Below are 17594 nucleotides of genomic sequence, written 5' to 3'. Positions count from 1 at the left end.
CCAGCTCGATTGCTTAGTAGATGAGTCAAATTTGTTGGCTTGGGCCCCAAGACTCCTTTTCCAACCCACTGCTAACCCCAGATCCAGACCAAAGCGTACCCGGTCTGATTGCGGTCAGTGAACGCATTTACCCAAACCAATTACTGCAGGCGTATAAGCTAGGCATTTTTCCTTGGTATTCAGATGAACAACCAGTTTTGTGGTGGTCACCCAACCCACGCATGGTATTAAAGCCTAATGAGTTTCACTGTAGCGACTCCCTTCAAAAAAGTATTCGTCATTTTTGCAAAGACAGCCAATCTGAGCTTTTAGTCGATGCAGACTTTGGAGCAGTCATCCGTGCATGCGCAACAAGCATTCGCAAAGATCAAGATGGAACCTGGATCACCCATGAAATCATGGATGCTTATTCCACCATTCATGAGCAAGGCTATGCTCACTCGATTGCGGTTATGGAAAACGGTGCAATGATTGGCGGTTTATATTGCGTTGCTATTGGCGCCATGGTTTATGGAGAGTCGATGTTTAGTCGTAAACCTAATACATCTAAGCTTGCCTTGGCCGCCTTAAGTGCCTGGTGCATTCAGAACCAAGTAGCAATGATTGACTGTCAGCAAGAAACAAGCCACCTACGCTCAATGGGCGCTAAACCCATGCCCCGTCTAGACTTTTTGCGACAACTGCAAGCTTCTGTAAATCAATCTAATATTGTTAAATCCTGGAAATTTGATAAGCAAATATTGACGCACTGGCTATGACGCGCTTAAAAGAGCTACCTCTCACAACCCTACAGTTTTATGCAACTGCACCCTACCCATGCAGCTACTTGCCCAATAAAATTGCGCGTTCGCAAGTTGCCACGCCATCTCACCTAATTCATGCGGATGTGTATAACGAACTGATTCATGCCGGCTTTCGTCGCAGCGGCTTATACACATATAGACCCTACTGTGATTCATGCAAAGCCTGTATTGCTACACGTGTTTTAGTAAATCAATTCACCCCTAATCGCAGTCAACGACGTGCCTGGAAAAAACACTCCGGTCTTCAAGCCTCAGTTTTAAATCTAGGATATCAAGAAGAGCACTATCAGCTTTATCAACGCTATCAAAATGAGCGCCATGCTGGTGGCGACATGGATAGTGATGATCAAGATCAGTACATGCAGTTTTTACTTCAAAGTAGAGTTAATTCACGCATTGTTGAGTTCCGAGATGGTCCGAACGACCCCCACCCTGGCCGATTACGCATGGTCAGCATGATTGACATTTTGGAGCATGGTATCTCCTCGGTATACACCTTCTACGATGCTTCAGACAATGCGGCTAGTTTTGGCAGTTACAGCATCTTGTGGCAAATTGAGCAGGCACGAATACTACATCTACCCTATCTCTACTTGGGCTACTACATTAAAGAGAGTGAAAAGATGTCCTACAAGGCAAAGTACCAGCCAATGGAAGGGCTCATAGAGGATCATTGGCAGAAGCTGACTAGTTCATAATATCTGCCATGATCGATCGTTACTCACTTTTACGTCCATGGCTCTTTTGTTTAGATCCAGAGCAAGCCCACAATCTCACGCTTACCAATTTAGATCGCGCGCAACGTTGGGGTTTGCTAGATAAATTAGTCAGTAAACCAGTTACTGATCCTCAACGTGTGTGTGGAATTGAATTTCCGAATCCGGTTGGCTTGGCTGCAGGATTAGATAAAGACGGCAAGCACATCGACGCATTAGCTGCACTTGGTTTTGGCTTCCTGGAAATTGGTACTGTTACACCCCGCCCTCAACCAGGCAATCCCAAACCTCGCATGTTTCGTCTACCTGAAGCGCAGGCCATTATTAACCGGATGGGCTTTAACAATGATGGTGTTGAAGCTTGCGTTGCCAGAGTTCGTAAATCTCGCTTCTGGCAAAGTGGTGGAGTCCTAGGACTCAATATTGGTAAAAATGCTAGCACCCCTATAGAAGAAGCTGCCAGCGATTATGTGCTGGGCATGGAAGCAGTCTACGATATCGCGACTTACATCACTGTTAACATCTCCTCACCCAATACTAAAAATCTTCGTGCGCTTCAGGGTGAAGAAATGTTGCGCGATCTTCTTCGCAATCTTGATGATGCAAGAAAGCGTTTAAGCGATCGTACCGGTATTCGTAAACCGGTGTTTCTAAAAATCGCTCCAGATCTTGATCAAGATGACATTCATTTAATCGCTGATTTATTGGTTGAGTTTGGTATGGATGCCGTTATTGCTACCAACACAACGATTGCTCGCGATGCAGTACAAGGCCTCGAACATGGTGAAGAGACTGGCGGTTTATCTGGTGGCCCCGTTCGAGCTGCATCCAACGCCGTCATCAAAACGCTTAAAGCACGACTCGGAGATCGCTTGCCAATTATTGGTGTTGGCGGCATCCTATCTGGAGCTGATGCTAGGGAAAAAATCAGATCTGGCGCCAGCCTAGTTCAGCTTTATAGCGGTCTCATCTATAGAGGACCCGACCTCGTCAACGAGTGTGCCAAAGCTCTGAGAAGCGCCTAAATTCGGTTTTTAGGATGCCCCCCACCCCAAGCCTGCTTCTTTGAAGCGACAAATCAGTAAAAACTGATTTCACAATATGCAATATGGCCTGAAATCGCTACAATAGGCCCTATGAATACCAGCAAATCTGTCAAAGACTCTAAAAATACTGGGGAAGTTGCTAAAACTGCCATCCAGGTAGTTGAGCGCATGATGAATTTGCTCGACGCCTTGGCGGAGCATGAAGAAGCCTGCAGCCTCAAAAGCCTGGCGGAACAAACAGGTCTACACCCTTCCACCGCTCACCGCATTCTGAATGACATGGTTGCATGCCGCTTAGTTGAGCGTGGCGATGGTGGCACCTATCGCCTGGGACTGAAATTACTGGAACTGGGAAATCTGGTTAAAGCCAGACTTTCTGTACGTGAAGCGGCACAGGGACCGATGCGCACTCTTCACAAACTTACTGGTGAGACAGTAAATCTCTCCGTACGCCAGGGTGATGAAATCGTTTATGTGGATCGAGCTTATAGCGAGCGTTCAGGCATGCAGGTTGTCAGAGCAATTGGTGGTCGCGCTCCACTTCACCTCACCTCGGTTGGAAAACTCTTTTTAGCCAGCGATGATGCTAACCAGGTTCGCGCCTATGTCACCCGCACAGGGCTATCAGGGCACACTCGTAACAGCATTACCGATTTAGTCAAACTAGAAACCGAACTCAATCATGTTCGCAGAGTCGGCAGTGCCCGCGATGACGAAGAATTGGAGCTTGGGGTTAGCTGCCTTGCGGCAGCCATATTGGACGATACCGGCAAATTGGTGGCAGGCTTATCACTAAGCGCCCCTACAGACCGTATTCAAGCTGATTGGTTGAGATCACTACAGGATACCGCCCTGCAAATCTCCAAAGGCCTGGGCTACAAACCCAAATCAACCGAGCCAGGCGGCTCGGCTTAATCGATCCACTTTTACATCAAACGACGTATTGGCTGAGCGCCTGATGGCATGCGCTCATACCAATCGCGCACACGAACTGCATCCGCAAAGCGTGATTGTGTGCCTACTGAATCCAAGAAGACTAGCAACAGAGGTGTGTTGTTCACTCTAGCCTGCATTACTAAACACTTGCCGGCAGCATTAATAAAACCTGTCTTTTGCAAACCAATATCCATATCACCAGAACGAACTAAGCGATTAGTGTTCAAAAACTTTTGAGGACGCTTTGCAATCACCATCGTTAAGTCTGGCCAAGTGGAATACTCGCGTATCAACTTATATTGATACGCAGCATTAACCATGCGGGTTAAGTCTTCTGCGGTAGCGACGTTCTCACTGAGCAACCCAGTTGGATCAGCAAAGTGAGAATGATCCATTCCCAATTCTTTAGCCTTGCGATTCATGGCATCAACAAAGGCAGGTACGCCACCTGGGTAGTTACGCCCCAAGGTATATGCTGCGCGGTTCTCAGAGGACATCAGCGCTAAATGCAATGCATCTTCACGCGACATTGCTGTGCCTTCGGCTAAACGAGAGCGGCGATAAATATGCGCATCTTCGGCATTAATCACAATCGTTTCATCTAGAGGCAATTTGGAATCTAGCACCACCATAGCTGTCATCAATTTTGTGATCGATGCAATTGGTAAGCTTACCTTTGGGTTCTTTTCAAAGTAAACCTCTTTGGTGTCTTGGTTGACTACCATGGCAACGCTCGATTTCAAGCTGAGATCGTCATGTTGTCCACGCAAACCTAGCGCTGTAGCAAAGGAAGGTGGCGCAGCCACTTCCGGCGCATTTGCGCGGGTTACTGTAACGCGAACTGTTTTGGGTTTCTTGGGTGACTTAACTACAACTTTGCTGGTCTTGGTTTGCTTGTCCTTATCTTTACTAGCAGCATATGCGGGCGCAATGGAAGCGCCACAGGTAACAGCAAAAATCACAGAAAACAGCCAAATTCGATTCAAACGCATCCCAAAAAGACCTTCCAAAACTTTCAACATACGGAATGATAAATACTTTCTATACCAACATGGGAATTATTCCACCCCTATTTCGCCTTCTATTCAGCAATCGTAGCGACTGTATTGTTTTGACGGGCATTAACAAGCACCACACCGGTCATCGTCAAGCACAATCCCAGGGCCATCATGAGCGTAAATGGCTCATCAAATAAGAACCAGGCCATTAAGGCCGTAGTTGGCGGCGTCAAGTACAAGAGACTTGTTACCTTCGTTGCCGCACCTTTGCGAATCATCATAAAGAGCAAGCTAATTGAGCCAATGGATAAAGGGAAAACTGCCCATAGCAGAGCTGCAATAACCGAGGTATTCCAGACCATCACCCCACTCTCAAAGAGATACATACAAAAGAAGCACAAGACAGCCGAAACGCCAAATTGAATCGAGGAGCCAGCACGCAAATCAAAAACTGGGCAAAATTTCTTTTGGTAGAGCGTGCCAAAGGTGATTGACAGCAACGCAATAAAAGCCAATACATAACTAGCAAAAGGAATGTGCGCAAAACCAATCTTTTCCGCCACCACTAAAGCAACACCGGCAAACCCGAAACATAAACCGATCCACTGGCGCGGCGTAACCTTTTCAGAGATCCATGCGGCAAACCATGCAGTCAATATCGGCTGCAATCCAACAATAATCGCAACTAATCCAGCTGTCATACCAAGCCTGACAGCAAACCATACGCCAAGCAAATAGCCAAACTGCAACAATATGCCCGCAATCGCAATGTGCCTGATTTGAGACCAACTAGGCCAAGTAATGCGCCATATCAAACTTAATGCAGCCATCGCCGCAAGCACCCCACTAAAGCGCCAGAAGAGAAAAGTCGCAGGCTCAACATAAGGCATGGCTAGACGCGCAATCACAAACCCCGTACTCCAAATCAACACAAAAATGGGTGCAATAAAACTGTCTAAGCTTGGCTTCATGAATAACTTACTGAAAATATTGAATTTTTTTAACCTAACTACTCATTTTAGGCTTTTTCAATATAGCCTCACTAATAGCCAACCAACATGAAAAGCCAGCTATAAATGATGCGACGCAATATACAAGCTTTATAATTATCCGTATAAGTTAGTTGATCCAATTTCATCAAAGGGTCATACTAAATAAAGTAACCTAGCCCAAAGAAAGGGTCTGCAATGAACTTAACTCCAGAACAAATCGCAGCAGCGCAAAAAGCTAATTTAGAAACCCTGAGTGGCTTAACAAATCAAGCATTGCAAAGTATCGAGAGATTAGTTGAACTCAATCTAGAAATTGCCAAGCAGAGCTTGAGTGATAGCGTGAACAATGCTAAGAAAGCATTGGAAGTAAAAGATATTCAACAACTCCTCGCCCATCAGGCTGCAACAGTTCAGCCTATCGCCGAGAAAATTATTTCCTATAGTCGCCATCTTTATGAGTTGGCTCACGAAACGCAAGACAGCTTTACTAAGTCTGCAGAAAAAGAATTTGCTGCCGGCCAGAAAAAAATGAATGCATTGGTTGAAGAGTGGACTAAAAATGCACCAGCTGGTTCTGATGCTGCTGTTCAGGCACTCAAGCAAGCAATCGCCTCTGCGAACAATGTATTTGAGACTAGTCAAAAGGCAGTTAAACACGCGGTTGAGGTTGCCCAAACCAACATCAACACTGCAGCCGATGCGGTAACAAAGACTGGCAAGAAGAAGTAAAAATCATTCGCTTAGAGCATCTATCTGAAGCTCTGAAATAAAAGCCCCGACTAATCGGGGCTTTTATTTTGCTTGAAAGCGTTTTCACTATGCTCTAGCTGGGATTCGTTGATTAATACGAGAAAATAATTTTCTGGCATTGCCCTCGAAAATCATATGCTTATCTTGAACGCTTAGTGAATCAACCGCTTCAACATAGCGACGTGTGTCATCGAAATAATGCCCTGTATCAGGATCAATATCTTTTACTGCGCCAAAAGTTTCCGAGGCAAAGAGAATATTTTTAACAGGGATCACCTTGGCTAACAAATCGATACCAGGCTGATGGTAGACACAGGTATCAAAGTAGATATTGTTCAATAGCTTGTGATTAATATCCGGGATCTTCATATCTTTCGCTAAACCCCTAAAACGCCCCCAGTGATATGGCACTGCTCCACCGCCATGAGGGATTAAGAATTTCAATTCAGGGAACTTCTCAAATAGATCTGAGGTCAAGCATTGCATGAAAGCTGTTGTATCGGCATTGAGGTAATGAGCGCCTGTCGTATGAAAGCAGTCATTACAGCTCGTACTGACATGAATCATTGCCGGTACATCCAATGCCACCATCTCGCGATATATAGGATGCCAATACGCATGACTTAAGGGCGGATCACGCCAATAGCCACCCGAAGGATCCGGATTGAGGTTGATACCAACAAATTGGTACTCGTTAATACATTTACGCATCTCGGGCAAGCAGGTGCTGATATCCACGCCTGGTGACTGCGGGAGCATCGCCGCCCCGACAAAATGCTGAGGAAACAATTGCGTAACTCGATAACAAAGCTCATTACAAATTGCAGCCCAAGTCGCTGAGGTATTGAAATCGCCAATATGATGGGTCATAAAGCTGGCTTGAGGAGAAAAAATAGTGACATCAATGCCGCGCTCTCGCATTCTGGCCAATTGATTATTTTCTATTGACTCTCGAATTTCATCATCACTGATCTTTAGATCTGAAACCTTGGGACCAAGCTCAGGTGTATTTAAATTAGCAACTTGAGCATCTCGCCAAGCTCTTAAGGCCTTCGGTGCCGTAGTGTAGTGCCCATGACAATCAATGATCATGACTTCGCTTTCTAGATGGTTAATGCTGAATTAGTTAGGCGCAAGACCTTGAATGCCCGATCGTTGAATTATTTCTTTGAGCTTGCCCGTAGATTCCATACGATCTACAAAATCATTTAGCAAGGAATCTGGGATTGCGCGCGACTTAGGCGTGCCGAGCGCCAAGTACTCATATCCAATAACAGCTGGCAAAACTCGAGATTTGGGTATGGAAGCAGCCATTTCATAAAGAATTGCTTTATTAGTCGAGAATCCATCAAGCTCGCCAGACTTTAAGAGTGCAATCGCATGTTTTGTAGACTGGGTTGGTACCAAGCTTGCATTCGGAATTAAGTTTGGCAACTCAGATTGGGAATTACTTCCCACGCTATAACCAATCTTGATATTTCGGCGGTTGATTTCTGAGAGAGATCCAAGCTTGCTATGGGGGCTCATTAAGAACCCTTTTTCAATTTTGATCACTGTCTTAGAAAACTGAATGTACTTTGCTCGATCTGCGCTTGCATTCGTAAAGACCAAATCGATTGAGCCGCTCTTTATTGCTGCCAATACATCCGCGTTTTTCTCAAATACAACAGGGTCATATCCCACCTCCAATTGGGCAGCAAGATTTTTTCCCAATTCATATCCAATGCCACGAGTTTGCCCAGGACCATTGAAATCCAAAACTGAGGTTGGAGTGCCTTTGTATAGACCCATACGCAATGCCCCTTGTGGGGTCAATAAGTCCGCGGGTGAACTAGCGCAGCCCCATAAGGCAAGGCTGAGGACAAATAAACAAAGAAATCTCAGTCTATATATTGATTGCATCGCATTACCGACTTATTAATCAGGCTGGATATTGGCTTCACGCACTAATTTTTCATAGCGCTTACGCTCTGAATTTAAATAAGCCGTGAATTGTGCTGTGGTGCCTGGGCTAACCTCACCCCCTACCGAACTCAAGCGCTCTACCATTTCTTTAGATTGCAAGGCTTTTTCCACATGGGCGTGCAAAGTCTTCACTATTGAAGCAGGTGTCCTTGCTGGAGCGATCAAGCTGTACCAAACCGATGCCTCAAAACCCGGAAATCCAGATTCAGCAATTGTTGGTGCTTCTGGAAACAAGGGCGAACGTTTTGCACTCATTACAGCAATAATTTTTAGCTTGCCACTTTTAACTTGAGGCGCAACCTCCAGCATATTGACAGCTACCAAGTCGAGCTGTCCGCCAATCACATCGGTAATTGCGGGCGAACCGCCTTTATAGGGTACATGCTTTAATGAAATTCCAGCCGCTTGCTCGAAAAATTTCATGGCCATGTGGGGTGTGGCGCCGTTGCCTGGCGTGCCGTAAGTGATGTAATCGGGATTGGCCTTTGCAGCTTTAATGAGGTCTGCCAGTTTTTGATATTTGCTATCAGCAGGAGCTGCAATCACAACAGGCACTCGCCCAATCATTGCAATAGGCGTGATGTCCTTATCAATATCAAAAGGTTGTGGCTTATACAAAGACATATTGGCTGCCAAGGCATTTGCTGCAACCATCAATGTGTAGCCATCTGGAGGACTATCTATCAATTGTTTAACTGCGATATTTGTACCGGCACCAGGTTTGTTTTCAACAACAAATGGCTGGCCTAATGAACTTGACAAGCTCTGACCTAGAGTTCGGGCGACTAAATCTACTGCCCCTCCAGGAGCATAACCAACCAATACTTTGATTGGCTTATTGGGGTAGTCCTGAGCATTTGCATTTGATAGGACAACGCTTGCAAATACCAAGACTGCAATACGAATCATTCTATTCATTGCAGATTACTCCTTTGGAGCGCCAGACATTTTGACAATGCCCTCATAACGCTTGATCTCAGATTGCGAAAACTTCGTAAAGTCAGCCACGGAACCGCCATCCACCTGAGCCCCTATACTCTGCAAGTTCTTGCGCACTTCAGGGTCTTTTAAGACCTTATTAAAAGCCGCATTTAATTTATCCGTTACATCTTTTGATGCGCCGGCTGGCAGCATGACGCCGTACCAAGCATTGGCAACCATTGGTACGCCAGCCTCTTTCATTGTTGGAATATTAGGCAGCTCAGGAATACGCTTTTCAGATGCCACTCCCAAAGCCTTGAGTTTTCCGCCTTTAATGTTTGCCATTGAACCAGTGTCTAGCATCATATCGATATGACCGGCCATTAAATCCACTGCAGCAGGGCCGCTACCTTTATAGGGTACATGGCGAATATCTAAACCGGTTACTGTTTTAAATTGAGCGCCAGCTAGATGTTGTGAAGCACCAATGCCTGCGGATCCATAGGTAAACTTGCCAGGATTTTGTTTTGCATCAGCCATTAAATCTTTCAAACTATTCCATGGTGATGATGCTGGCACAACCATGATGTTTGGAATCGTACAAACTAGAACCACAGGCGTGAAATCTTTCGCGGCATCAAAACCTTGGTTAGCAAACAGATGGGGGCCTGCAGCATTCGTTGAACTTGTTGCCATCAAAATTGAATATCCATCAGGCTTATCCTGCAAGAATGCTTGAGTTCCGATGTTGCCACCAGCACCACCCTTGTTCTCGACAAATACAGAAACACCAAGCTCTTTTGTGAGAGGCTGAACCAAGATACGAGCAACCTGATCTGTTGCCCCGCCTGGAGGCCATGGAACCAGGAACTTAATTGATTTATCGGGATAGGCGGCTGCTACGTTTAAAGAAAGAGTGGCAAATAATGCCAACAGATAAACACGCTTTTTCATAGAGCGCCTTTTTGTTTTAGGGCAGCATCAACCCAAGCATCATCATACTTGCCATCCAAGATGGTTTGAATGGTCTTGCGCTCCGTTAATTCTTTCTCTTTGCCGAGTCTTGCACCCTCTAGCGCAATCTCAGGGGATAAAGCGATGATGCCATCGCCATCACCCAAAATAATATCGCCAGGGTTCACTGTCATTCCACCAATACAAATTGGTACATTGATCGATCCAGGTCCGTCTTTATAAGGACCACGCATATTTACTCCACGTGCCCAGCATGGGAACTGATGGTGTTCAAAAGCCTCAACATCACGTATAGCAGCATCAAATACCGCGCCAACTGCCCCGTGCGATTTTGCAACTGTCATCATAATTTCACCAAATAATGCACGCGAGATATCGCCGCCGCCATCAACCACTAAAACATCACCTGATTGCAGAATTTGCAAGGCTTTATGAATCATTAAATTATCGCCAGAGCGAACGCTTACCGTAACCGCATTGCCACAAACTGAAACAGGTGACTTATTAACAGGCAGAATACCCACTGCACCGATAGTGCGACCAAGCACATCACTAACAACTGAAGTAGCCAAGCCAGTTAATGCTGAGATACCTTCTTTATAGGCATCTTTTCGGGGGTTGATAGCGTAACCATGAGTCATTTTGTCTTCCTTATTGTTGATTTACTCAACCGTTATTAGCAGCGTGAGCTAAGATCTATTCTTTTGTAAAAATATACCCTACTCACAAGCCTTACATCCAAAAAGCTTGAAATGACAAAACTCATTAATCGAGATGAATTACTGTCTCTGGCGACATCCAGCCATAAGGAAGCATGCACAGATTGCCAATCCCTAACCTGCGACGGATGGGAAAGCATACCTGGCGGTTTTGAGACTAAAGCGCTAGAGTGTATTGGCACGCTTCGGGTTGAGGATAGCCCAGAGTGTTGGGAGGAATATCATCCCAACGGAACTGATCTCTGGTCTAAAAATGCCCCAATCGCGATTACGTTCCACCCCTATAACAAGTCGGATGTTTATCAGTGCAAGAAATGTGGCTCTAAATATCTTCGCTATTTAGAAGCTGGTGGGTATTACGTAGATGAGCGCATTCGTAAATTGGATGCTGAACTCATTGTATAGAGCCTGTACCATCCAAATTATTAGCCAATCAAAAGCCCCGATTAATCGGGGCTTTTGATTGCATCTACCGTACTATCAATGTTGCAGAATTAAGCAGGTTTCTTTTTTACTGGGGGCAAGTCCGTGCAGTGGCCATGTGCCGCTTCAGCAGCCAAACCAACTGACTCGCCAAGGGTTGGGTGTGGATGGATGGTTTTTCCAATATCAACCGCATCTGCACCCATTTCTATTGCAAGGCATACCTCGCCAATTAAGTCACCAGCATGGGTTCCGACAATACCGCCACCAATGATGCGATGAGTCTTAGCATCAAAAATAAGCTTCGTGAAACCTTCATCGCGACCATTTGCGATAGCGCGTCCACTAGCCGCCCATGGGAATAAGCCTTTTTCATATGCAATACCTTGAGTCTTGCATTGCTCTTCCGTCAGACCTGCCCAAGCAACCTCTGGATCGGTGTACGCAACAGAAGGGATTTGCTTAGCATCAAAGTAAGACTTCTCACCCGCGGCAGCTTCAGCAGCAACGTGACCCTCATGCACGGCCTTGTGAGCCAACATCGGCTGACCTACCAAGTCACCAATTGCAAAAATGTTCTGAACATTGGTGCGCATTTGTTTGTCGACTGGAATAAATCCGCGCTCATCCACTTGAACACCCGCTTTATCAGCGGCGATTTTTTTGCCGTTTGGAGTACGCCCTACTGCCACCAGAACCAAATCATAGGTCTGTGGTTGCGCAGGTGCGTTCTCACCTTCAAATGTCACCTGAATACCATCAGGCTTCACTTCAGCTTTTGCTGCTCGAGTCTTGAGCATAATATTTTCAAAACGACCAGCATTGAACTTCTCCCAAACCTTCTCAAGGTCGCGATCGGCACCCGCCATCAAACCATCCATCATCTCGGCAATATCAATACGTGAGCCCAGTGTGCTGTAAACCGTAGCCATTTCCAAACCAATAATGCCGCCACCGATTACCAGCATCCTCTTTGGAATACTCTTAAGCAATAAGGCGCCCGTACTATCAACAATACGAGGATCTTCAGGCAAGAAAGGCAGTTTTACAGGTTGACTACCAGCGGCAATGATCGCTTTCTGAAAACGCACCACCTCTTTTTGTCCAGTTAAGTCTTGTCCTGAGCCATTAGTCAACTCAACTTCCACATGATTTGCATCTAGAAACTTACCAAGACCACGCACTACTTTTACTTTGCGCGCCTTAGCCATACCAGCTAATCCGCCAGTCAATTTTGCAATTACAGATTCTTTGTAGCCACGCAATTGATCAATCTCAATCTTTGGCGCACCAAATGTGATGCCATGCTTAGCCATGGTCTTTACTTCATCCATAACAGCAGTGGTGTGAAGTAATGCCTTTGATGGAATACATCCAACATTTAAGCAAACGCCACCTAGAGTTGCGTAACGCTCTACTAAAACAGTATTCATGCCCAAGTCAGCACTACGAAATGCCGCACTATATCCACCAGGGCCAGCGCCGAGAACCAACATCTCGCACTCATGATCCACCTTGCCGTTGTACTGACCTGCTTTTGGCGCTGGAGCAGCTGGTGGCTGCGCTGAAGGCTGAGGAGTTGGAGTTGGGGTTGGTGCTGAAGCTGGTGCAGAAGCCGCTGCTGTTGTAGCACTCGCCTCAATTTCTGCAATCACAGAACCCTTGCTCACTTTGTCACCTAACTTCACGGCAATGCTAGTAATCGTTCCTGCGGCATCCGCAGGAACTTCCATTGTTGCCTTATCAGACTCGAGAACAAGTAATGGTTGTTCTTTCTGAATTACATCACCCACCTTCACCAATACTTCAATGACAGGAACATCTGCGTAATCACCAATATCCGGAACTAGAATGTTTTGCTTAGCCATTAGTCTTCCTTATAGCGAAGCGCGACGGAAGTCGGCTAATAGTTGAGCGATATACACATTGAAGCGAGTCGCAAGCGCACCATCAATAACACGATGATCAGCGGATAGCGATAATGGGCAAATCAAGCGAGGTACAAATTGCTTGCCATCCCATACTGGTTTCATGGCAGCTTTACTGACGCCTAAAATTGCCACTTCAGGCGCATTCACAATTGGTGAGAAATAAGTTCCGCCAATGCCGCCCAAGGAGGAAATGGTAAAGCTTGCGCCCTGCATCTGGTCTGGCTTTAATTTGCCATCACGAGCCAATGCAGCCAGCTCAGAGGTTTCTTTCGCTAACTCAAAGATACCCTTCTTGTCAGCATCTTTGATTACTGGCACAACAAGACCTGTTGGTGTATCCGCAGCAAAGCCAATATTGAAGTATTTCTTAAGAATTAAATCATCACCATCCAGTGAGCTATTGAACTCTGGGTATTTCTTCAACGCAGCAACAGCGGCTTTCATTAAGAATGCGAGCATCGTGATCTTGATGCCCTTCTTCTCATTCTCTTTATTGGTGAGAACTCGGAAAGCCTCTAAATCAGTGATGTCTGCATCTTCGTGGTACGTTACTGCAGGAATCATTACCCAGTTGCGACCCAAATTCGCTGCAGTAAGCTTCTTAATGCGGTTCAATGGCTGACGCTCGATCTCGCCAAACTTCGTGAAATCCACTTTTGGCCAAGGAATTAAATTCAGGCCACCTAAACTACCGCCACTAGAGGCCGCAGCTCCACTACCAGCACCACTACTCATTGCGGCTTTCACAAATGCTTGCACATCTTCTTGAGTAATACGTCCTTTTGGACCAGATCCCTTAACTTGTGCAATGGTTACACCAAGCTCGCGTGCAAACTTTCTGACTGAAGGACTTGCATGGCTTATAGCAGCATCTACTGGTGGAGGGGTATTGCTGATTGGTGGGGGTGCTGGGGCCCTAGCGATAGGAGGCTCAACCGGTCTAGCTACGGGAGCTGAAGATGTAGCAGGGGCTGGTGCCGCGGGAGCAGAAGTTCCACTGGAAGTGTCATCCAAAATAATGACCACTGAGCCTTCAGATAAGTTGTCGCCAACCTTAACCTTAACTTCTTTCACAACACCGGCATGAGAGGATGGAACATCCATCGTCGCTTTATCGGACTCCAGAACAACAATCGATTGCTCTCTCTCTACTTTATCGCCCGCCTTTACCAATACCTCGATCACAGGAACATCTTTGTAATCACCAATATCTGGCACCTTTACTTCAATCGGCGCGCCTCCTGAAGCAGCCGGAGCCGCAGAAGCTTGGGGTGCGCTTGCCGCACTTGCTGCCGGAGCAGGTGCCGATGTAGCTCCGCCCTCCTCTAGAGTGATCACAACAGAACCTTCTGATAAGGTGTCGCCCACTTTAACCCTAACATCCCTTACAACACCAGCATGGGAAGAAGGAACATCCATAGTGGCCTTATCGGATTCTAGAACAACAATTGATTGTTCTTTTTCAATTTTGTCGCCCGCCTTTACAAGAACTTCGATGACTGGCACATCCTTATAGTCGCCAATGTCCGGTACTTTGATTTCGATTATTTGACTCATGAATGATCTCGCCTTAAACCGTCATTGGGTTTGGTTTGTTAGTATCAATGCCGTACTTCTTAATAGCTTCAGCCAATTTTTGACGGTCAAGCTGACCTGCATCAACCAAAGATCTCAAAGCGGTAATAACAACCCAACGACGATCTACCTCAAAGAAATCACGAAGCTTCTCACGGGTATCTGAACGACCAAAGCCATCGGTACCAAGAACTTCATAGCGACGACCCATATGCTGAATCGCTGGACGAATTTGTTCAGCAAACATACGAACATAGTCAGTAGACGCAATGATTGGGCCAGTAGTATCTTTTAGGCAGTTCTCTACATGTGAGAGTACTGGCACTGCTGTCGGGTTCAACAAATTGGATCGATGCACAGCATTCCAATCGCGACCCAACTCTGTAAAGCTTGGGCAACCCCATAAATCAGAAGCAATACCCCAGTCTTTTTGCAGCATCTCTGCCGCCTCAATCACCTCACGGAAGATCGTGCCTGAGCCTAAAAGCTGTACACGAAGCTTGGCTTTGTCATCGCCAACAGACTTGAGCTTGTACATCCCTTTGATGATGTCTTTTTCGGCACCCTTAGGCATTGCTGGATGAGCGTAGTTTTCATTCATGAGGGTGACGTAGTAATAGACATCCTCCTGAACTTCCAACATACGACGCATACCATCCTGAATCACTACTGCCAACTCAAAAGCAAATGTTGGGTCATAGCTAATACAGTTTGGTACTGCGGCACTCCAGAGATGGCTATGGCCATCTTCATGTTGTAGTCCCTCGCCATTTAAGGTTGTTCTGCCGGCTGTACCACCAAGCAAGAAACCACGGCTACGCATATCGCCTGCAGCCCAAGCTAAGTCGCCAATACGCTGGAAGCCAAACATGGAATAGAAAATATAAAAGGGCAACATTGGCACACCGTGTGTTGAATACGATGTTGCGGCTGCAATCCAGTCGCACATGCCACCCGCCTCATTGATACCTTCTTGCAAAATTTGGCCAGTCTTGTCCTCTTTGTAGAACATCAACTGATCATGATCTTCGGGGGTGTAGAGCTGACCTAATTGGTTCCAGATACCCAATTGTCGAAACATACCTTCCATACCAAAAGTACGTGACTCGTCTGGAACAATGGGAACCACACGCTTGCCGATAGTTTGATCGCGCACAATGGTGTTCAGCATGCGCACAAAAGCCATCGTGGTTGAGATCTCGCGCCCTTCTGTTGTTGCCTCAAGCAATGGAGCAAATGCACTTAAGGCTGGAACCGGCAAACTCTCCGCCTTTGCACGACGCTGCGGCAAGTAACCACCCAACTCCTGGCGGCGTGCTTTCATGTACTCGAGTTCTGGGCTTCCTTCAGCAAACTTCACCAAAGGCATTTCCGCTAAATCTTCATCCTTGACGGGAATTTCAAAGCGATCTCTAAAGCGGCGTACGTCGTCGTCATTCATCTTCTTGGCTTGGTGGGCAATATTCATTGCCTCACCAGAGCCACCCATACCGTAACCCTTAATGGTATGAGCCAAGATAACTGTCGGCTGATCCTTATGATTTACCGCAGCATGAAATGCCGCATATACCTTGTGTGGATCGTGACCACCACGATTAAGCTGCCAGATTTCATCGTCACTCCAATCGCTTACTAGCGCTTTTAATTCTGGAGTATTAAATACAGTCTCACGAACATAAGCACCATTTTTTGCTTTCATGGTTTGGTACTGACCGTCAACAATCTCACCGAGACGTTGCATCAAAATACCCTTCTTATCGCGAGCAAAGAGTGCATCCCACTGACCGCCCCACACTACCTTGATAACGTTCCAGCCGGCGCCACGGAACTCACTCTCTAACTCTTGAATGATCTTGCCGTTACCACGCACCGGACCATCCAAACGTTGTAAGTTGCAATTAATAACAAAAATCAGGTTGTCTAATTTTTCACGGCCAGCCATGCCAATTGCGCCCAAAGATTCAGGCTCATCCGTTTCACCATCACCAAGGAAGGCCCATACCTTGCGACCTTGCTCTTGAATGAATCCACGATCTCTCAAGTACTTCATAAAGCGCGCTTGATAAATCGCCATGATGGGACCAAGGCCCATAGAAACGGTTGGGAACTGCCAAAAGTCTGGCATCAACCAAGGATGTGGGTAACTTGAAATACCTTTACCGCCTACCTCTTGGCGGAAATTATTTAACTGGTCATCCGTTAAGCGACCCAACATATAAGCACGTGCATAAACTCCCGGCGCTGAGTGACCCTGAACAAATATCAGATCACCGCCATGCTCTGCTGATGGCGCATGCCAAAAATGGTTGTAACCCACATCATACAAAGTTGCTGCAGATTGGAAAGATGAAATGTGCCCACCGACGTTGGTATCTTTATTGGCACGCAACACCATTGCCATGGCATTCCAACGCGTGTATGAACGAATGCGATGTTCAACATTCTGATCGCCGGGTAAACGTGCTTGATTCTCTACTGGAATCGTATTGATATAGGGCGTCTCAGCATGAAACGGTTGATCAACTCCGTTAACGCGTGCATGCGAGATTTGTTGATCAATTAAATAGGCTGCACGTTGCGGGCCTTCGTTATGAATTACGCCATCGAGCGCTTGCAGCCATTCTTGAGTTTCGCCAGGATCTGCATCCTGAGAATTTTGCTTACCTAAAACTTGATCTGGAACTGCAGCCATAACTTGTCTCCAATAGTTACTTGTTTTACTTCAGCTACTTCATCGATAGTCATTCACTCTATATGCAACATTCTAGGAAGGTATATGGGTGTTAACAAGCAATTTTCCACATAATGATAATATTTCTCATAATGTGGTATTTTGTTGCAGCG

At 46.2% G+C, this 17594-nt stretch carries 16 protein-coding genes; 6 read left to right on the top strand and 10 right to left on the bottom strand.

The features are described 5' to 3' along the window. Nucleotides 1-20: 20 nt before the first annotated feature. From aat to ICV39_RS06950, 4 genes are all read left to right on the top strand, one after another. Nucleotides 21-758, top strand: coding sequence for a leucyl/phenylalanyl-tRNA--protein transferase (aat, locus tag ICV39_RS06965; protein WP_215389408.1), 738 nt, complete (start codon nucleotides 21-23; stop codon nucleotides 756-758). Further along, nucleotides 755-1501, top strand: coding sequence for an arginyltransferase (locus tag ICV39_RS06960; protein ID WP_215389407.1), 747 nt, complete (start codon nucleotides 755-757; stop codon nucleotides 1499-1501). The genes aat and ICV39_RS06960 overlap by 4 nt, the downstream gene beginning before the upstream one ends. A gap of 8 nt (nucleotides 1502-1509) precedes the next feature. Continuing rightward, nucleotides 1510-2544, top strand: a complete 1035-nt coding sequence (locus ICV39_RS06955; protein ID WP_215389406.1) for a quinone-dependent dihydroorotate dehydrogenase — start codon at nucleotides 1510-1512, stop codon at nucleotides 2542-2544. A 111-nt stretch (nucleotides 2545-2655) separates the two neighbouring features. After that, nucleotides 2656-3480, top strand: coding sequence for an IclR family transcriptional regulator (locus ICV39_RS06950; RefSeq protein WP_215389405.1), 825 nt, complete (start codon nucleotides 2656-2658; stop codon nucleotides 3478-3480). 11 nt (nucleotides 3481-3491) lie between these two features. Here ICV39_RS06950 and ICV39_RS06945 read toward each other — a convergent pair whose 3' ends face one another. Both ICV39_RS06945 and ICV39_RS06940 read right to left on the bottom strand, forming a co-directional pair. Continuing rightward, a complete protein-coding gene (locus ICV39_RS06945) occupies nucleotides 3492-4523 on the bottom strand; it encodes a serine hydrolase (protein ID WP_251372648.1) in 1032 nt (343 codons plus the stop codon). A 59-nt stretch (nucleotides 4524-4582) separates the two neighbouring features. Next, entirely contained in the window at nucleotides 4583-5470 is an 888-nt protein-coding gene (locus ICV39_RS06940) for a DMT family transporter (protein ID WP_215389404.1), read from the bottom strand. A 216-nt stretch (nucleotides 5471-5686) separates the two neighbouring features. Here ICV39_RS06940 and ICV39_RS06935 point away from each other — a divergent pair, with 216 nt between their 5' ends. Beyond that, nucleotides 5687-6220 (top strand): phasin family protein, encoded by a 534-nt coding sequence (locus ICV39_RS06935; protein ID WP_215389403.1) that lies wholly within the window; start codon nucleotides 5687-5689, stop codon nucleotides 6218-6220. 87 nt (nucleotides 6221-6307) lie between these two features. On the opposite strand, the gene ICV39_RS06930 is transcribed toward ICV39_RS06935, so the two are convergent. From ICV39_RS06930 to ICV39_RS06910, 5 genes are all read right to left on the bottom strand, one after another. Further along, the gene (locus ICV39_RS06930; protein ID WP_215389402.1) at nucleotides 6308-7333 is read right to left on the bottom strand and encodes an amidohydrolase family protein; all 1026 of its coding nucleotides are present in this window, start codon (nucleotides 7331-7333) and stop codon (nucleotides 6308-6310) included. Nucleotides 7334-7363: 30 nt separating this feature from the next. Next, nucleotides 7364-8032 (bottom strand): transporter substrate-binding domain-containing protein, encoded by a 669-nt coding sequence (locus tag ICV39_RS06925; RefSeq protein ID WP_215389401.1) that lies wholly within the window; start codon nucleotides 8030-8032, stop codon nucleotides 7364-7366. A 126-nt stretch (nucleotides 8033-8158) separates the two neighbouring features. Further along, the gene (locus ICV39_RS06920) at nucleotides 8159-9124 is read right to left on the bottom strand and encodes a tripartite tricarboxylate transporter substrate binding protein (RefSeq protein WP_215389400.1); all 966 of its coding nucleotides are present in this window, start codon (nucleotides 9122-9124) and stop codon (nucleotides 8159-8161) included. A gap of 6 nt (nucleotides 9125-9130) precedes the next feature. After that, nucleotides 9131-10081: a tripartite tricarboxylate transporter substrate binding protein gene (locus tag ICV39_RS06915; protein ID WP_215389399.1), complete on the bottom strand. Its 951-nt coding sequence runs from the start codon at nucleotides 10079-10081 to the stop codon at nucleotides 9131-9133. After that, the gene (locus ICV39_RS06910; protein WP_215389398.1) at nucleotides 10078-10743 is read right to left on the bottom strand and encodes an RraA family protein; all 666 of its coding nucleotides are present in this window, start codon (nucleotides 10741-10743) and stop codon (nucleotides 10078-10080) included. The genes ICV39_RS06915 and ICV39_RS06910 overlap by 4 nt, the downstream gene beginning before the upstream one ends. Nucleotides 10744-10854: 111 nt before the next feature. On the opposite strand from ICV39_RS06910, the gene ICV39_RS06905 reads away from it, so the two are divergent. Beyond that, complete coding sequence (locus ICV39_RS06905) at nucleotides 10855-11226, top strand: hypothetical protein (protein WP_215389397.1); 372 nt, start codon at nucleotides 10855-10857, stop codon at nucleotides 11224-11226. Between the two features lie 89 nt (nucleotides 11227-11315). Here ICV39_RS06905 and lpdA read toward each other — a convergent pair whose 3' ends face one another. The 3 genes from lpdA to aceE are packed head-to-tail and all read right to left on the bottom strand — an operon-like array spanning nucleotide 11316 to nucleotide 17442. Beyond that, on the bottom strand, nucleotides 11316-13112 hold the full coding sequence (gene lpdA, locus ICV39_RS06900; protein WP_215389396.1) for a dihydrolipoyl dehydrogenase: 1797 nt from the start codon (nucleotides 13110-13112) through the stop codon (nucleotides 11316-11318). Between the two features lie 9 nt (nucleotides 13113-13121). Further along, nucleotides 13122-14732, bottom strand: coding sequence for a dihydrolipoyllysine-residue acetyltransferase (aceF, locus tag ICV39_RS06895; RefSeq protein WP_215389395.1), 1611 nt, complete (start codon nucleotides 14730-14732; stop codon nucleotides 13122-13124). A gap of 13 nt (nucleotides 14733-14745) precedes the next feature. Next, nucleotides 14746-17442 carry a pyruvate dehydrogenase (acetyl-transferring), homodimeric type gene (gene aceE, locus ICV39_RS06890; protein ID WP_215389394.1) on the bottom strand — a complete coding sequence of 899 codons (2697 nt, stop codon included), beginning with the start codon at nucleotides 17440-17442 and terminating at the stop codon, nucleotides 14746-14748. Nucleotides 17443-17594: the final 152 nt, after the last annotated feature.

This window comes from Polynucleobacter sp. MWH-UH25E, from assembly GCF_018687095.1.
In the GTDB taxonomy this organism is placed as follows: domain Bacteria; phylum Pseudomonadota; class Gammaproteobacteria; order Burkholderiales; family Burkholderiaceae; genus Polynucleobacter.
This window is presented reverse-complemented; position numbering and strand designations above follow the sequence as displayed.